We start from the raw sequence: 15,392 nt of genomic DNA on the forward strand, positions 1-15,392 counted from the left end.
GTGAATGCATGAACCTGCGTTTTCTTCCCTGGTCCTTTGCCCTCGCGCTGCTGGTCGGCTGCAGTACGGTGTCCGCGCCGCACGTGCAGCGCAACGGCAACCTGTCGCCCAGCGCCGCTGCCGGCCAAGCGGCCGACGTCGCCGCTGATGCCGCCCGCGAAAGCCAGGGCGCACCGCAGGCGGTGATCCGTCGCGGCACCGGCACCATGATCAACCGTGAGGCCGCGCGCGCACCGGCCCCGGCGCTGCATGGCGCCAGCACCGGCGAGGCCACCTTCAACTTCGAAGGCGAATCGCTGCATGCGGTGGTCAAGGCCATCCTTGGCGACATGCTTGGCCAGAACTACGTGATTGCACCGGGCGTGCAGGGCACGGTGACCCTGGCCACGCCCAAGCCGGTCTCGCCGGCGCAGGCGCTGAACCTGCTGGAGATGGTGCTGGGCTGGAACAACGCGCGCATGGTCTACAGCGGCGGCCGCTACAACATCGTCGCCGCCGACCAGGCGCTGGCCGGCACGGTCGCGCCGAGCACCGCGCCGGCGGCCAGCGCACGCGGCTTCGAGGTCCGCGTGGTCCCGCTGCAGTTCATCTCCGCCACCGAGATGAAGAAGGTGCTGGAGCCGTATGCGCGTCCCAACGCCATCGTCAATGTGGACAGCGGCCGCAACGTGATCACCCTCGGTGGTACGCGCGCAGAACTGGAAAACTACCTGCGCACCGTCGAGATCTTCGACGTCGACTGGTTGTCGGGCATGTCGGTGGGCGTGTTCCCGATCCAGTCGGGCAAGGCTGAGCAGGTCGCGGCCGACCTGGAAAAGGTATTCGGCGAAGAGAGCAAGACGCCCAGTGCTGGCATGTTCCGTTTCCTGCCGCTGGAGAACGCCAACGCCGTGCTGGTGATCACGCCGCAGGTACGTTACCTGGACCAGATCCAGCAGTGGCTGGATCGCATCGACACCGCAGGTGGCAGCGCCCGCCTGTTCTCCTACGAGCTGCGCTACATCAAGGCACGCGACCTGGCCGAGCGCCTCAGCGAGGCCTTCGCCAGCAGTGGCAACCGCGGCGCCTCCAGCCCGGCCTCGCTCGCGCCAGGCGCCATCCCGTCGCAGCTGGGCGGTGACGGCGATCGTGGCATGGACAACAACAGCAGCACCCTCGGCTCGACGGTGGGCGGGAGCAGTGGCAGTGGCAGCAGCAACGGCAGCCTGAACCTGCCGCAGCGCCAGCCCGGCAACGTCAGCGTCAGCCTGGAAGTGGAGGGCGACCGCGTCGGCGTGTCGGCGGTGGAGGAGACCAACACCCTGCTGGTGCGCTCGACCCCGCAGGCCTGGCGCTCGATCCGCGAGGTGATCGAGAAGCTGGACGTGATGCCGCTGCAGGTGCACATCGAGGCACAGGTGGCCGAAGTCGCGCTGACCGGTGACCTGAAGTACGGCGTGAACTGGTTCTTCGACAACGCTGTGGCTGGTCGCGCGCTGACCGGCGCACTGGCAGGCCTGACCCTGCCGCCGGCAGCGGGCGGTTCGTGGAATACCTTCGCCGGCGGTGTCACCGGCAACGACGGCGTGGGCTGGGCATTCACCGGCCACAACGCGGCCGCCGTGGTCAGCGCGCTGGACAAGGTCACCGACCTGCGCCTGCTGCAGACACCGTCGGTGTTCGTGCGCAACAACGCCGAGGCCACGCTCAACGTTGGCGACAAGGTGCCGATCAACACCACCACGGTGAATACCGGCGTGGGCACCAGCACCTACAGCTCGGTGCAGTACATCGACACGGGCGTGATCCTCAAGGTGCGCCCGCGCGTGACCCGCGATGGCACGGTGTTCCTGGATATCGTGCAGGAGGTCAGCAGCGCCTCCGACGTGCCGGACGCCTGCAACCCGAACGAGCGCAACTGCAATCCGCGCATCTCGACCAAGAAGCTGTCCACCGAAGCGGCGGTACAGAGCGGCGACACCATCATGCTGGCGGGCCTGATCACCGACTCGGCCACCGATGGCAGCAGCGGCATTCCGGGCCTGAGCAGGATCCCGGTGGTCGGTGCGTTGTTCGGGCAGAAGACCCGCACCAGCCGTCGTTCGGAGGTGATCGTGCTGCTGACCCCGACCATCGTCCGCAACAACCAGGAATCGCGCAACCTGACCGATGAGTACAGCAAGCGCTTCCGCGCGATGGAGCCGCTGAACCAGCCGCGCGCGAAGAAGTAGGGGGTTTACGGCCGGGCTGCGCCCGGCACCCGCCGAGGCCGGAGCAACGGCAACAGCCAAAGCCAAAGCCAAAGCCAAAGCAACAGCGGGTTTACTGAGGGGGGCGCGTCGGCGTGGGGTGGCAGGACACGCCGTAAACCCCGCTCCGCGGCCCGGCCCAGCCGCGAGAGGCCGGGCGTTCGGGCGCTTGCGAAGCAGTGCTTCGCAAGCAAAGCGCCCTCACCCTTGGGGGCTCGATGGCGCCATCCATGGCGCCAACGGTCCTGCCACCCCACGCCGACCCACCTCTGACAGATTTCCGCGGCTGTTGGTAGGTGTCGACCTTGGTCGATACGGTAGATCCACGCCATGCGTGGATGACTCTTCATCGAAATCGAATATTTCTACATCTGTGAGATCTGAGCCGAGCATGGCTCGGCTCTACAGAAAGCAAGGCCCGACAGATCGCAGAAATCTGTCGAAGGTGGGGTGGGTCCGGTTGCGGGGGCGTGAGCGCCATGGATGGCGCGACCGAGCCTACAGGGACGTATTTACGGCGTCCCCCGCAACCGGACCCACCCCACCATTCCCCAGGAACCCGCTCTGGCTCTTGCTTCGGCTCCGGTCTCTGCAGGTGCCGGGTGCAACCCGGCCGATACCCTCCCGGTGCTACGCTGTGACCACCGACAACCACGGAGGCGGGATGGGGGCGATCGTGTTGTTGCCGCTGTGCGTGGACGATGCCGCGCTGGACCGCTGCCTGGCCGCACTGGATGCCGGCACCGCGCCGGGCACCGCGGTCTGGCTGGCCGATGACGCGCAGGCAGGGCCGCGTGCGCAGGCCGTGGTCGAGCACTGGTTGGCGCATACGCCGCTGCAGGCCGAGTACACCCGGCGCGCGCGGCCACTGGGCGAGGTTGCCCATCTGGATGAGATGCTGCGCGCCTGCGATGGCCTGGACGTGGCCGTGCTGGCGCCGGACAGCGTGCCGTCGCCCGGTTGGTTGCAGCAGTTGCAGGATGCCTTCGCCCGCGATGCCGCCATCGCCACCGCGACCCCCTGGTGCAATGCCGGCGAGACCGCGGCGTGGCCACGGCTGGGCGAGATCAATCCCGAACCCCATGACCCGGCCTTGCTGGCGCATACCTGCGCTACATTGCCGACGCTGCACCCGGAGTTGCCATCGGCGGTCACCCACGCGGTGCTGGTACGTGGCAACGCGCGCCGCCGTGCCGGTGGCCTGGACGTGGACAGCTATGCCGGCTGGAATGCCGCGCTGATCGATCTCAGCCTGCGCATGGCGGGCCTGGGGTGGCGCAATGTGTTGTGCGAGACCGCGTTCGTCAGCCGGGCAGGGGAGGCGGTCAGCCGCGATGGCGACCTGGAGGCCCTGGCGGCACGCTGGCCGGCCTGGGTGCCGCGGCTGGCCGATTTCCTGATGCACGATCCACTGCACGGTCTGCGTGCCGACCTGCAGCAGCGCATGCGGCAGGCGATAATGCCGAAGGAACAGGGCGACCTGTTTGTCCCGCCCGCGCCGGAGCCTCCCGTTTGAATGCAACCATTGCCGCCATCGTCGTCACCTACCAGAGTGGCAGCACCATCGATGCCTGCCTGTCGCGCCTGCGCCAGGCGCAGGACATCGCCGAGATCCGGGTGATCGACAATGGTTCGCTGGATGGCACGCTGGACATCGTGCAGCGGCATGCCAGCCATGACCCGCGCGTGCGCTTCGTCGGCAATCCGGACAATCCCGGCTTTGCCGCCGCCAACAACCAGGGCGTGGCCGACTCGCACAGCCCGTGGCTGGCCTTCATCAACCCGGACCTGATGATTGAGCCGGACACCCTGACCGAACTGCGCAGCCGTGGCGAGGTGCTGGGCGATTGCCTGCTGGGCGTGGAGCAGGTGGACGAGCACGGCCACGCCGATGAAGCGGTGCGCCGTCGCGATCCGGATTTCCTGCTGATGCTGCGCTCGCCGGGCAAGGGCTCGAAGCTGGCGGTTCCGCGCGATCCACACCAGGCCGTGCAGCCCGTGCCGGCGTTGTCCGGTGCGCTGCTGATGATGCCGCGTGCCCTGTTCGAGCGCATCGGTGGCTGGGATGCGGGTTACCGCCTGCATGCCGAAGACCTGGATCTGTGCCGCCGCGCACGCGAGGCCGGCGCGGTGGTGGCGATCGCCAACGACCTGCAGGTTACCCATGTGCGCGGCGTCTCCAGCCGCTCGCGGCCATTCTTCGTGGAATGGCACAAGCACAGGGGGCTGTGGCGTTACTTCCAGAAGTTCGAGGCCAGGCAGCGCACGCTGCCGGTACGCGTTGCGGTGTGGGCCGCGATCTGGGCGCATGCGCTGATGCTGGTGCCGAGGCTGCTGCGCAGGTCGCTGTAGCGCCGCAGGAGCATCCACGCATGGCGTGGATCTACCAATGCTGTTCCCCGTGAGCCGAGCGTGGCCGCAGGCACCCCGGTTCACCCTGCCGGGCGCATAATCCGCTCCATGCCTATCATCCAGTCCCTGCTCGACACCGACCTGTACAAGTTCACCATGATGCAGGCGGTGCTGCACCAGCACCCCGGCGCCCAGGTGCAGTACCGGTTCAAGTGCCGTACGCCCGGCATTGACCTGGCCCGCTACATCGACCAGATCGACGAAGAAATCGACCACCTGTGCAGCCTGCGCTTCAGCGACGCGGAGCTGGACTACATGCGTGGCCTGCGCTTCGTGAAGCCGGATTTCGCCGATTTCCTCGGCCTGTTCCACCTCGACCGCAAGTACATCCAGCTGCGCGCGTCGACGGCCGTGCCCGGCGAGATCGAACTGGACATTACCGGCCCGTGGCTGCACACCATCCTGTTTGAAGTGCCGCTGCTGGCGATCATCAACGAAGTCTGGTTCCGCAACACCACCACGGCCGACTTCGCCGAAGGCGAGCGCCGCCTGCAGGCCAAGGCCGCGCTGCTGCGCGATACCCCCGGCTTCGAACAATGCCGCATCGCCGACTATGGCAGCCGTCGCCGCTACTCGCGTGACTGGCACGCGCGGCTGCTGCCGCTGCTGCGCGACGCGCTCGGCCCGCAGCTGGTCGGCACCAGCAACGTCCACTTCGCGCGCCTGTACGGCATGACCCCGCACGGCACCATGGCCCACGAGTATCTGCAGGCGTTCCAGGCGCTCGGCCCGCGCCTGCGTGATTCGCAGGTGGCGGCACTGGAATCCTGGGCGCGCGAGTACCGCGGCGACCTCGGCATCGCGTTGTCCGATGTGGTCGGCCTGGATGCGTTCCTGCGCGACTTCGACATGTATTTCTGCAAGCTGTTCGACGGTGTGCGCCATGACTCAGGCGATCCGTTCGACTGGGGTGACCGCATGCTGGCGCACTTCCAGCAGCGCCGGGTCGATCCGCGCAGCAAGGTGCTGGTGTTCAGCGATGGGCTCGACATCGCCAAGGTCATGCGCCTGTACGACTACTTCCGCGGTCGCTGCCAGGTCGCGTTCGGTGTCGGCACCCACCTGACCAATGACCTGGGCCCGACACCGCTCAACATCGTCATCAAGATGGTCCGCTGCAACGGCCAGCCGGTGGCCAAGCTCAGCGATTCGCCGGGCAAGAGCATGTGCGACGACCCGGGTTACCTGGCCTACCTGCGCCAGGTCTTCGAGCTGCCGCCGGCGTAAATACGTCGGCTTACAGGTAGTCGACCACCACCAGGTAGGCGCCCTGCAGCGGCTGCTGCTTCGAAGCCTGCACGCTGTAACGCTCGGAGAAGGCGATATCGCCGGCGCGCATCGCGCTGGCCGACACCGACAGCTTCTGGCCCTGGCGCTTGCCATCGCGCAGCGTCGCGGCCTGGCCATCGCCCAGTGCCGTCACTTCCACCGTCGAGCCCTTGGCCGACGGCGGGCAGGCCGCCAGGCTCAGCTCACCCTGGGACAGGTTCGTCGTGCAGCCCGGCTCGGCGATGCGGCCGCTGAAACGGATGCTGCCGCTGCTGGCCTGGGCCAGCGCACTGACGGACATCAGGGCCACACACAGCAGAATGGAATTCCTCATGACACGTTCTCTGGTTCGGTGTGTCCTAGTTAGCGACAGGTTCTATCCGCCTTTAATAGGACAAATCCGAATCTGCTAGGGCCATCACCAAGAAAGAGTGATGCGCATCAAATAAGGTGATTTCCGCCTGAAAAATGCCTGTTTCCGCGCCTGCCGAACGCGCCTCTCGACGCGTCATCCACGGTCGGCCGCGACCTGGCGGCCCCGTCGTCAAATCTTCCACGCGTCCCAGGCGCTGATTCCACCTATCACGTCACATTTAGGGCGTCAATGAATTGGCGTTCAGAAAAATAATGAGACTTTCATCACAGTTGTGCATATACTTGCGTCACGGATTCAGGGGAAGGTATGTCCGAGTCCGGCCACAGGTGAGACGCAAGGATGGGTCTTGTTAGCCCGGCAGTGCTCCTTGCTTCCTCCTCTACTTCTCATCTCTTCAGTAGGGTTAGGTAAAAGCGAATGCACAAGATCAACCTCATTGCCGCTCTGATGCTGGCCGCCGCTCCGCTGGCCGCCAACGCCGCCGACGGCACCATCACCTTCAATGGCAAGGTGACCGACAAGACCTGCACCATCTCGACCCCGGGCGGCAAGGACTTCGCCGTGACCCTGCCGACCGTGTCGAAGAACACCCTGGCTACCGCCGGTGCCGTTGCGGGCCGTACCCCGTTCGCCATCAACCTGACCAAGTGCAGCGCCGGCAACGTCGCCACCTACTTCGAGCCGGGTTCGACCGTCGACTTCAACAGCGGCCGCCTGGTCAACCAGGCCTCGGCCAACGCTGCCACCAACGTGCAGCTGCAGCTGCTGGGCTCGAACAACCAGTTCCTGCCGATCAAGGCTGCCGGCGCTGGCCTGGCCCAGACCAACTCGCAGTGGGTCACCGTCGGCACCGACGGCTCGGCCGACCTGAACTACTACGCTGAGTACTACGCCACTGCCGCCGCCACCCCGGGCGACGTCACCAGCAGCGTCAAGTACACGATCATCTACAACTGATCGTAGCTGTACCCGCATTGGCCGGCGTACGCGCCGGCCAGTGCTCCGCGGCCCCTGGCCACACCCCTCGAGCGTAGTACTTCCGATGAAAGCACTCTTTCCCCGGGCGCTGCTGCTGGCAGCGTTCACGCTGCCCCTCTGCCAGAACGCACTGGCCGGCGTGGTGGTCAATGGCACGCGGGTGATCTACCCGGCACAGGCGCGCGAAGTCACCGTGCAGGTCGACAACGTGGGCGACTCGCCCGCACTGGTCCAGGCCTGGATCGACAGTGGCGACGCCAACCAGACCGCCGATACCAGCGATGCTCCGTTCGTGCTGACGCCGCCGATCGCGCGCGTCGAGCCGGGCCGCAGCCAGGCGCTGCGCCTGATCTTCTCCGGCGCACAGCTGCCGACCGATCGCGAGACGGTGTTCTGGCTCAACGTGCTGGATGTACCGCCGTCGCCGGACAACGCCGACAGCGGTGACCAGAATTACCTGCAGGTGGCGTTCCGTTCGCGCCTGAAGCTTTTCTACCGGCCGCAGGGCCTGAAGGGCGTCGCCAACGACGCACCGGCAGCGCTGCGCTGGACCCGCAATGGCGACCGCCTGCGGGTGGAAAACCCGAGCCCCTTCCACGTCACTCTGGCCGAAGTGCATGCCGTGACCGGCAGCAGCGAAAAGGCCGTCGAGGACAAGGGCGCGATGGTCGCGCCGAAGCAGAGCCTGGAGTTCGCCGCGCCGGCGGGCACCAACCAGGTGCGCTTCATCACCATTAACGATTACGGCGGCCGGGTCGAGCACACCGTCCGCCTCGACAGCACCGGGAGCTGAACGCGCCGCGCCGGCCAAGGGCCTGCGCATCCCGCCACCGCCGCCGCGCGGCGAATTGAAGGAATGTCAGTGTGATCGGAAACAGATTGACATTGTCGATCCATCAGGCGCTTTGCCTGCTGGTTGTTGGCGCGGCCTGCCCAGGATGGGCGCTGGCTGCGCCGGCCAATCTCGGTGAACAGGCGCTGATGGCGCAGAGTGGTGCGGCCAATGCGCGTGCACCGGAATCGGCCCAGTTCAATTCCAGCTTCCTGTCCGGCCAGGCCAAGCAGGTCGACCTGGCGGCCTTCAGCAATGGCAACCCGATGGTTGCCGGCAACTACCGTGTCGACGTCTACGTCAACGGTGCCTGGCAGGGCCGTCGTGACCTGCAGTTCAAGGCCGATGCACAGGGCCGTGTCGACGCCTGCCTGCCGCTGCCGATGCTGGAGGAAATGGGCGTGGACAGCGAGGCCGTGCTGCTGCAGCAGGACCCGACGCTGCCGACCGACACGACCAGCTGCGTGCCGGTGCAGCAGCGCATGGCCAACGCCTACGGTGTCTACGACAGCGGCAACCTGCGCTACGACCTCAGCATCCCGCAGGTGTTCCTGCGCCGTGAGGCACGCGGCTACGTCAACCCGGCGCTGTGGGACCGCGGCATCAATGCCGGTTTCGTCGGCTACAGCTTCAATGCCATCGACAGCAACAGCCGTGTCGAAGGTGGCCAGCGCAACCGCAGTGCCTATCTCGGCCTCAATGCCGGCCTGAACCTGGGTGGCTGGCAGTTCCGCCACGACTCCAACCTGACCTGGTCCGAGGGTGACGGCCGCCATTGGCAGAGCATCGCCACCTACGCACAGCGCGGCATCCCGCAGGTGCGCGGCATGCTCACCATCGGTGAGGCCTACACCACCGGCGAGCTGTTCGACTCGATCGGCTACCGCGGTGCCAGCCTGGCCAGCGACGATCGCATGCTGCCCGATTCGCTGCGCGGTTACGCGCCGGTGGTGCGCGGCATCGCCGAGACCAACGCACGCATCGAAGTGCGCCAGAACCAGCAGCTGATCTACTCCTCCACCGTTTCGCCGGGCAACTTCGTCATCGATGACCTGTACCCGACCGGCTACGGCGGCGACCTGGAAGTGAGCGTGATCGAGGCCGATGGCCGCCGCCGCGAATTCAAGGTGCCGTTCGGCTCGGTGCCGCAGATGCTGCGCGAAGGCGTGTCGCGTTACTCGCTGACCGCCGGCCAGGTGCGCAACAAGCTGCTGGCCGACGAACCCTGGCTGGTGCAGGGCACCTACCAGCGCGGCATCGGCAACCAGCTGACCCTGTACGGCGGCAGCGCGCTGAGCGATGGCTACCTGTCGCTGCTGTACGGTGTCGGCCTGTCCACGCGGGTCGGTGCCTTCGCGGCAGACGTCACCCATGCACGCACCTCGTTCGACCACTACGGCAGCCACACTGGCGCCAGCGTGCGCTTGAGCTACAGCAACATGATCGGCGAGACCGGCACCAACCTGACCCTGGCCGCCTACCGCTACTCGACCGAAGGCTTCTACAGCCTGCAGGACGCGCTGTATGGCCGTGACTCGGACGCGCGCGGTATCGATCCGACCACCCGTGGCCGCCAGCGCAGCCAGTTCCAGGTGACCTTGAACCAGCCACTGGGCCGTCGTGGCGGTGCGCTGTACGTGACCGGTTCGGTGCGTGACTTCTATGACCGCTCCGGCACCTCCAAGCAGTACCAGGTGGGCTACAACAACGCCTGGCGTTCGATGAACTACGGATTCTCGGCGCTGCGCACCGAAGAAGGCGTGCTCGGCCGTTCCGACACCCAGTACCTGCTGTCGATGAGCGTGCCGCTGGGCCGTGGTACCCACCCGGTGTCGTTCAGTGCCGATCTCGGCGTGCGCGACCGCGGTGGCTACGACAACAGCCGCGTCGGCATCACCGGTTCGGCCGGCGTCGACAACAACTTCAGCTACGGCGTGGCCCTGTCCGATTCCCGCGAGGGTGGCACCACGGCGGTCGGCAATGCCGAATACCGCAGCCGCTACTCCGCGTTGAATGCCACCTACAGCCACTCGCGTGATTTCCGCCAGGCCTCGGTCGGTGCCAACGGCAGCGTGGTGGTGCATCCGGGCGGCTTCACGTTCACCCCGCAGCGTGGCGACACCATGGTGCTGGTCGAGGCCCCGGGCGCGCGCGATGCGATCGTCAGCAACGCCCCGGGCCTGCGCGTCGATGGCCGCGGCTACGCCGTGGTGCCGTACGTGTCGCCGTACCGCCTCAACACCGTCACCCTCGATCCGCAGGGCATGGCCCACGACGTCGAGCTGGAAAGCACCAGCCAGTCGATCGCACCGTTCGCCGGTGCCATCAGCTACCTGCGCTTCGATACCCGCAAGGGCAACGCGTTGCTGATCCAGGTACGCAACCCGGATGGCCGCAGCATGCCGTTCGGTGCGCAGGTCAAGGATGAGCAGGGCCAGCCGGTCGGCATGGTCAGCCAGGGCGGCCGCCTGTACGTGCGAAGTGAAAAGAACCAGGGTCGCCTGCTGGTGGAGTGGGGCGCCGGTGCCGACCAGCGCTGCACCATCGATTACCAGGTTCCGGCGGACGCCGATGCGTCCAAGACCGGCTTCATCCCGCTGGAGGCAGCATGCCGATGATTTCTTCCCGTGGCCGCAAGGCGCTGACGGCCCTTGTACTGCTGGGTGGCGCACTGCTGGCACAGCAGGCCAGCGCGTCGTGCCGCATCCAGTCCAGCTGGTTCACCGCGCAGGACGTGACCATGGACATGGGCCAGATCGTGATCCTGCCCAGCACGCCGGTCGGTGGCGTGATCAAGGAGATCAGCGAGCCGATCAACCAGCAGAACAGCGTGGCACGTTGCGACTGGTCCGGTGGCCGTTCCATTGGCGAGTACGTCAACGCCGCGCAGAAGCGTCCGGTGGCCGGCTTCTCGAACGTCTATGAAACCGATGTGGCGGGCGTGGGTATCCGCCTGTACCGGGACTCCGGTGCGATCCAGACCTACTATCCGCACACCATCAATTTCGGCAGCAGCAGCACCATCTCGCTGGTGGGAGGCACGTTCCGCATCCAGCTGATCAAGACCGCTGCCCAGACCGGCTCGGGCGTGATCGCGCCGAACGGCCGCTTCACCACGTACTACTTCGACGGCGATGGCCCCGGTCGCCCGGTGCTGACCTCGACCTTCAAGGGCTCCGGTACCACCGTGGTCAGCCCGACCTGCGAAGTGCAGGCCGGCAGCCGCAACATCGCCGTCGACTTCGGCAGCGTGCCCAACACCACCTTCACCGGTGTCGGTTCGCGCGCGGTCGATCGTGATTTCGAGATCCGCCTGAACTGCCAGGGCAGCAATGTTGCCGCCTACCAGAGCAAGATCGGCATCCGCCTCGATGCCGACCAGGACAGCTCGAACATGCCGGGTGTGCTGAAGCTCAGCGCAGCCAGCAACAGCGCCACCCGCATCGGCATCCAGATGGTCCAGCGCGTTGGCACCACCGAGCGCGAAGTGCGCTTCGGCCAGACCATCAACGTCGGCACCACCGCGCCGGGGACCAGCGTCATGGCGCTGCCGCTGCGCGCGCGCTATGTGCAGACCCAGGCTGGCACGGTGGGTGCGGGTGTCGCGAACGGCCAGGCCACGTTCACCATCCAGTACGAGTAAGGCCGCTCGGGCGGCTGCCCCTGCTGCGTTCCGCCGCAACGTCGCCCGTCCCACGGGCGGCGTTGACTGCGTCTTGATCTTCCAACGATGAAGATCACTGCCACGACGCACGTGCCATCAATCGAATGTGATGGACGTCGCGAATTTGGAGTTTCCTCATGAGGTGACCGTCTCCTGCCTGCGGGCATTGGACGGTAACGCCGAAAGGATCCAGACGTGGCTACAGCTCCTGGCATTTTCCAGCACCGGCCTTCCGGAGCACCCCGGTGAAGGTCCTGTCGGTGTTCGGCACCCGGCCGGAAGCGATCAAGATGGGGCCGCTGGTGCGCGCCCTGGCCCAGGCTGCGGATGTCGAATCGGTGGTCTGCATCACCGGCCAGCACCGGGCGATGCTCGACCAGGTGATGTCGCTGTTCGAGATCACCGCCGACCATGACCTGGAGGTCATGGTGCCCAACCAGACCCTCAATGGCCTGTGTTCCAGGCTGTTCGAGCGGCTTGACGCGCTCTACACGCAGGTCCGCCCGGATCGCGTGCTGGTGCACGGCGATACCACCACGGCGATGACCGCTGCCCTGGCCGCGTTCCACCACCGCATTCCGATCGGCCATGTCGAGGCCGGCCTGCGCACCGGCGACATCAACCGGCCATGGCCGGAGGAGATGAACCGGCGGGTGATCGACGTGGTCGGTCATCAGCTGTATGCACCCACTCCCGGCTCGCGCGCCAATCTGGCCCGTGAGCATCTGGGCGGGCAGATCCTGGTCACCGGCAACACCGTCATCGATGCCCTGCAGCAGACCGTGCAGCGCCTGGATGCCGATCCGGCACTGCGTGCCCAGGCCGACGAACCCTTCCACATGCTCGACCCCGGGCGCCGCCTGCTGCTGGTCACCGGCCATCGCCGCGAGAGCTTCGGCCAGGGCTTCGAGGACATCTGCCGTGCGCTGGCCGAACTGGCCCAGCGGCCGGACCTGCAGGTGCTGTACCCGGTGCACCTCAATCCGAACGTGCAGGCACCGGTCAACGCACACCTGGGCAACCTCGACAACGTGCACCTGGTGCCGCCGCAGGACTACCTGCGCTTCGTGCGCCTGATGCAGCGCGCCGACGTCATCCTCACCGACTCCGGTGGCGTGCAGGAAGAAGCGCCGGCATTGGCCAAGCCGGTGCTGGTGATGCGCGACGTCACCGAGCGCCCGGAGGCGGTCGAGGCCGGTGTGGTGACGCTGGTCGGGACCACGCCCTCGCGCATCGTCGAGGGGGTCAATGCGGCCTTGGCGCAGCCACCGCGGCCGACCCGTTTCGACCCCGATGGCAGTCCCTATGGCGACGGCCGCGCCAGCGCCCGCATCGTCGCCGCCCTGCGTGGCGCTCCTCTTCCCGAGTTCTCGCCCGGTCTCCGCAGCGGCGGTGCCGCCCACCACCCTCTCCATGAAGTGACGCCATGAGCCAGACCGGCCGCTGTCCCCTGTTTGTTTCCGCCGCCGCGTTCGTCCTGTCGTGCGCGGTTGGCAGTGCCCACGCCGCCGACAGCGTCGCCGGCCAGTTCGCAGAATGGAGCGGCGACAGCACGGTGAGCCGGCAGATGACCCTGCGCGAACTCGGCTTCCGCCAGCCGCTGGTACTCAGTGGGCAGGAGAGCCAGCGCGAGGTCTACCTGCCGGTGCCGGCCGGTGTTGCCACTCGCGATGCGCAGCTGCAGCTCGATGGCCGCTATGTGCGTGGCCACGCCGGGCGAACTTCAGGCCTGTGGTCGGTGGATGGCGATCCGATCGCCGCGCGTTCGATCACCGATGCCCAGGGCGATGCCAGCCAGCTGCTGGCCATCGATGGCGAACCCCGCCAGAACGGCTTCGTGCGGGTCGGTGTCGGCTGGTGGTCGATCGTGTCCGACTACCAATGTGCCGACCAGAGCGCGCCGGCGAATGTGCTGCGGCTGTCGCCGGACTCGCGCTTCAGCTACCGCTTCGATGGGCGTGCCGTGGATACCGTGGCCAAGGCCTGGGGCGCGCTGCCACCGCGGGTGCGCCTGCTGGTGGAGGGCAAGGCGCTGCAGGCGCCCACCTATGATGCCGCCTGGCGCATTGGTACCGCGTTGCAGGCCGGAGGCAAACAGGTGCAGGTGGTGACGCTGCCCAAGGTCGGCGACAGCGTCGACCTGGCCGGCATCAGCATCCCGGCCAGCCTGCAGGGCGTGCCGGCGTACGCCGCGCTGGCCGCGGGCGAGCGCGTGCACGCGATCAAGTACCTGGCCGAAGTGGGAGCGCTGCTGTCGTTGCGTGACAGCGGGCCGTTGGCCGCCGATGTGATGATCGGCAGCGATGCATTGCGCGTCGGCGTACGCGCGGCGCTGGATGCGCTGGCCGCACAGGTCGGCGCGGCGGGCACCGATGCGGGCGCAGCGTTTGCCACGTGGCGCGGTACTGACATGGGCGGCCTGGAGAAGCCCGCCGCCAACGTGTCGGTCAGCGTGGTGGCCGTTGCAGGCCGTCCGACGCTGGTGGTCGACCCGGCGGCAGCGGGCAAGGTGGCCGGACTGTTCGCCGAACAGTGGCGCAGCTATGCGCTGGGCCGCAGCCTGCAGGTCAGCGCAGCAGGAACGCCCAAACTGGACGGTGACCAGGTACTGCTGAGCCGGCTCGGAAACATCGCCGGAACCATGGATGTGGTGACCCGCGCCGACCGCAGCGCCAGCTTCGATCTGGGCACGCTGTCGGCCGACGGCCGCCTGCCCGAGCAAGTGGTGATCGATGTCTCGGCGGCCCCCAATGCGGCGGGTCAGGGCGCGGTGGCCACGATCTACCTCAACGACTACCTGCTGGGCGGCAAGGTGCTGTCGGCCAACGGCCAACCGCAACGGCTGGTGGCCAAGGTACCGGCCTACGCGCTGTCGGCGCGCAACGAGATCCGTGTCAGCTTCCTGCGCCAACCGGCACGCCCCTACTGCCACGATCCGGCGACCGGCTATCCAGTCTCGATCCTGCCCAGCAGCCACCTGACCCTGGCCAGGCGCTCGCTGGGCAGTGATTTCGTCGGTGCCAGCAGCCAGCTGTCACGCGGCAACCAGGTGTTCGTGCCCGGCGCCTGGCTGCAGGATGCACCGGCCTCGCTGGGCAAGGTCATCGCGGTGGCCAGTGCAGTGGGCGCTTCGCCGGAGGCGTCGGAACTGAAGGTGGTCGACGCTGGTGCCGCGGTCAGCCCGGGCGCGCCATGGCTGGCCTTCGGCGTTGCACCGGCCGGTGTCGATGTGGCCGGCCTGAAGGATGGCCACCTGCGCGTCGGTGGCACGTCGCAACCGCTGCTGGATGTCAGCGGCCTGGATCACGCCGCGGTGGTGCAGGTGGGTTCGTCCGGCGGCCAGCTGGGCGTTCTCTACAGCGACCTCGGCGCACAGGCACCGTCGTTCAGCGCACCGTTCCGGTTGCTGCGCGGCGATCTTGCCGTGCTTGACGGCACTGATGTCGTGCGCGAATTCGACCGCCAGGATCCTTATGGCACTCGCCTCGCGCACGACGGCAATCCGCAATCGAAGTGGGAACGGCACATGGTCTGGTTGCTGCTGCTGGTCGGCGTGATCGTATTCGCGCTGCTGGCCGCCCGCGTCACCCAGGTGCGCCGCCGCAAGTCCGCCAACGCAGGACATTGATCCAC

General features: G+C 67.2%; 11 protein-coding genes. 10 read left to right on the forward strand and 1 reads right to left on the reverse strand.

Annotated features, from left to right (window positions below):
* Positions 1-8: 8 nt before the first annotated feature.
* The 4 genes from gspD to pncB all read left to right on the forward strand — a co-directional run bounded on the left by gspD (position 9) and on the right by pncB (position 5,867).
* Positions 9-2,210 carry a type II secretion system secretin GspD gene (gspD, locus tag ACM0PY_RS11725; protein WP_180885658.1) on the forward strand — a complete coding sequence of 734 codons (2,202 nt, stop codon included), beginning with the start codon at positions 9-11 and terminating at the stop codon, positions 2,208-2,210.
* Between the two features lie 682 nt (positions 2,211-2,892).
* Entirely contained in the window at positions 2,893-3,744 is an 852-nt protein-coding gene (locus tag ACM0PY_RS11730) for a glycosyltransferase family 2 protein (protein WP_065179817.1), read from the forward strand.
* A complete protein-coding gene (locus ACM0PY_RS11735; protein WP_134972087.1) occupies positions 3,741-4,580 on the forward strand; it encodes a glycosyltransferase family 2 protein in 840 nt (279 codons plus the stop codon). Before ACM0PY_RS11730 ends, ACM0PY_RS11735 begins: the two co-directional genes overlap by 4 nt.
* Positions 4,581-4,688: 108 nt before the next feature.
* Complete coding sequence (pncB, locus tag ACM0PY_RS11740; RefSeq protein WP_005415236.1) at positions 4,689-5,867, forward strand: nicotinate phosphoribosyltransferase; 1,179 nt, start codon at positions 4,689-4,691, stop codon at positions 5,865-5,867.
* 10 nt (positions 5,868-5,877) lie between these two features.
* Here pncB and ACM0PY_RS11745 read toward each other — a convergent pair whose 3' ends face one another.
* Positions 5,878-6,243, reverse strand: coding sequence for a fimbrial protein (locus ACM0PY_RS11745; protein ID WP_134972086.1), 366 nt, complete (start codon positions 6,241-6,243; stop codon positions 5,878-5,880).
* A 459-nt stretch (positions 6,244-6,702) separates the two neighbouring features.
* On the opposite strand from ACM0PY_RS11745, the gene ACM0PY_RS11750 reads away from it, so the two are divergent.
* The 6 genes from ACM0PY_RS11750 (at position 6,703) to ACM0PY_RS11775 (ending at position 15,387) form a co-directional block, all read left to right on the forward strand.
* Positions 6,703-7,242, forward strand: coding sequence for a fimbrial protein (locus ACM0PY_RS11750; RefSeq protein WP_005415238.1), 540 nt, complete (start codon positions 6,703-6,705; stop codon positions 7,240-7,242).
* Between the two features lie 85 nt (positions 7,243-7,327).
* Positions 7,328-8,056, forward strand: coding sequence for a fimbrial biogenesis chaperone (locus ACM0PY_RS11755; protein ID WP_005415239.1), 729 nt, complete (start codon positions 7,328-7,330; stop codon positions 8,054-8,056).
* Positions 8,057-8,148: 92 nt separating this feature from the next.
* Positions 8,149-10,713: a fimbria/pilus outer membrane usher protein gene (locus ACM0PY_RS11760; protein ID WP_134972089.1), complete on the forward strand. Its 2,565-nt coding sequence runs from the start codon at positions 8,149-8,151 to the stop codon at positions 10,711-10,713.
* On the forward strand, positions 10,704-11,738 hold the full coding sequence (locus ACM0PY_RS11765) for a fimbrial protein (protein ID WP_180885656.1): 1,035 nt from the start codon (positions 10,704-10,706) through the stop codon (positions 11,736-11,738). Before ACM0PY_RS11760 ends, ACM0PY_RS11765 begins: the two co-directional genes overlap by 10 nt.
* A gap of 266 nt (positions 11,739-12,004) precedes the next feature.
* The gene (gene wecB, locus ACM0PY_RS11770) at positions 12,005-13,189 is read left to right on the forward strand and encodes a non-hydrolyzing UDP-N-acetylglucosamine 2-epimerase (RefSeq protein WP_134972085.1); all 1,185 of its coding nucleotides are present in this window, start codon (positions 12,005-12,007) and stop codon (positions 13,187-13,189) included.
* Entirely contained in the window at positions 13,186-15,387 is a 2,202-nt protein-coding gene (locus tag ACM0PY_RS11775) for a hypothetical protein (protein ID WP_180885654.1), read from the forward strand. The genes wecB and ACM0PY_RS11775 overlap by 4 nt, the downstream gene beginning before the upstream one ends.
* The last annotated feature ends 5 nt before the right edge of the window (positions 15,388-15,392 follow it).

This window comes from Stenotrophomonas sp. BR163 (assembly GCF_047520985.2).
Taxonomy (GTDB): Bacteria; Pseudomonadota; Gammaproteobacteria; order Xanthomonadales; family Xanthomonadaceae; genus Stenotrophomonas; species Stenotrophomonas sepilia.

Coding starts and splice junctions, on each gene's coding strand:
- ACM0PY_RS11750 (WP_005415238.1), top strand. CDS start 6,703: ATGCACAAGATCAACCTCATTGCCGCTCTGATGCTGGCCGCCGCTCCG.
- ACM0PY_RS11765 (WP_180885656.1), top strand. CDS start 10,704: ATGCCGATGATTTCTTCCCGTGGCCGCAAGGCGCTGACGGCCCTTGTA.
- pncB (WP_005415236.1), top strand. CDS start 4,689: ATGCCTATCATCCAGTCCCTGCTCGACACCGACCTGTACAAGTTCACC.
- ACM0PY_RS11745 (WP_134972086.1), bottom strand. CDS start 6,243: ATGAGGAATTCCATTCTGCTGTGTGTGGCCCTGATGTCCGTCAGTGCG.
- ACM0PY_RS11730 (WP_065179817.1), top strand. CDS start 2,893: ATGGGGGCGATCGTGTTGTTGCCGCTGTGCGTGGACGATGCCGCGCTG.
- gspD (WP_180885658.1), top strand. CDS start 9: ATGAACCTGCGTTTTCTTCCCTGGTCCTTTGCCCTCGCGCTGCTGGTC.
- ACM0PY_RS11775 (WP_180885654.1), top strand. CDS start 13,186: ATGAGCCAGACCGGCCGCTGTCCCCTGTTTGTTTCCGCCGCCGCGTTC.
- ACM0PY_RS11755 (WP_005415239.1), top strand. CDS start 7,328: ATGAAAGCACTCTTTCCCCGGGCGCTGCTGCTGGCAGCGTTCACGCTG.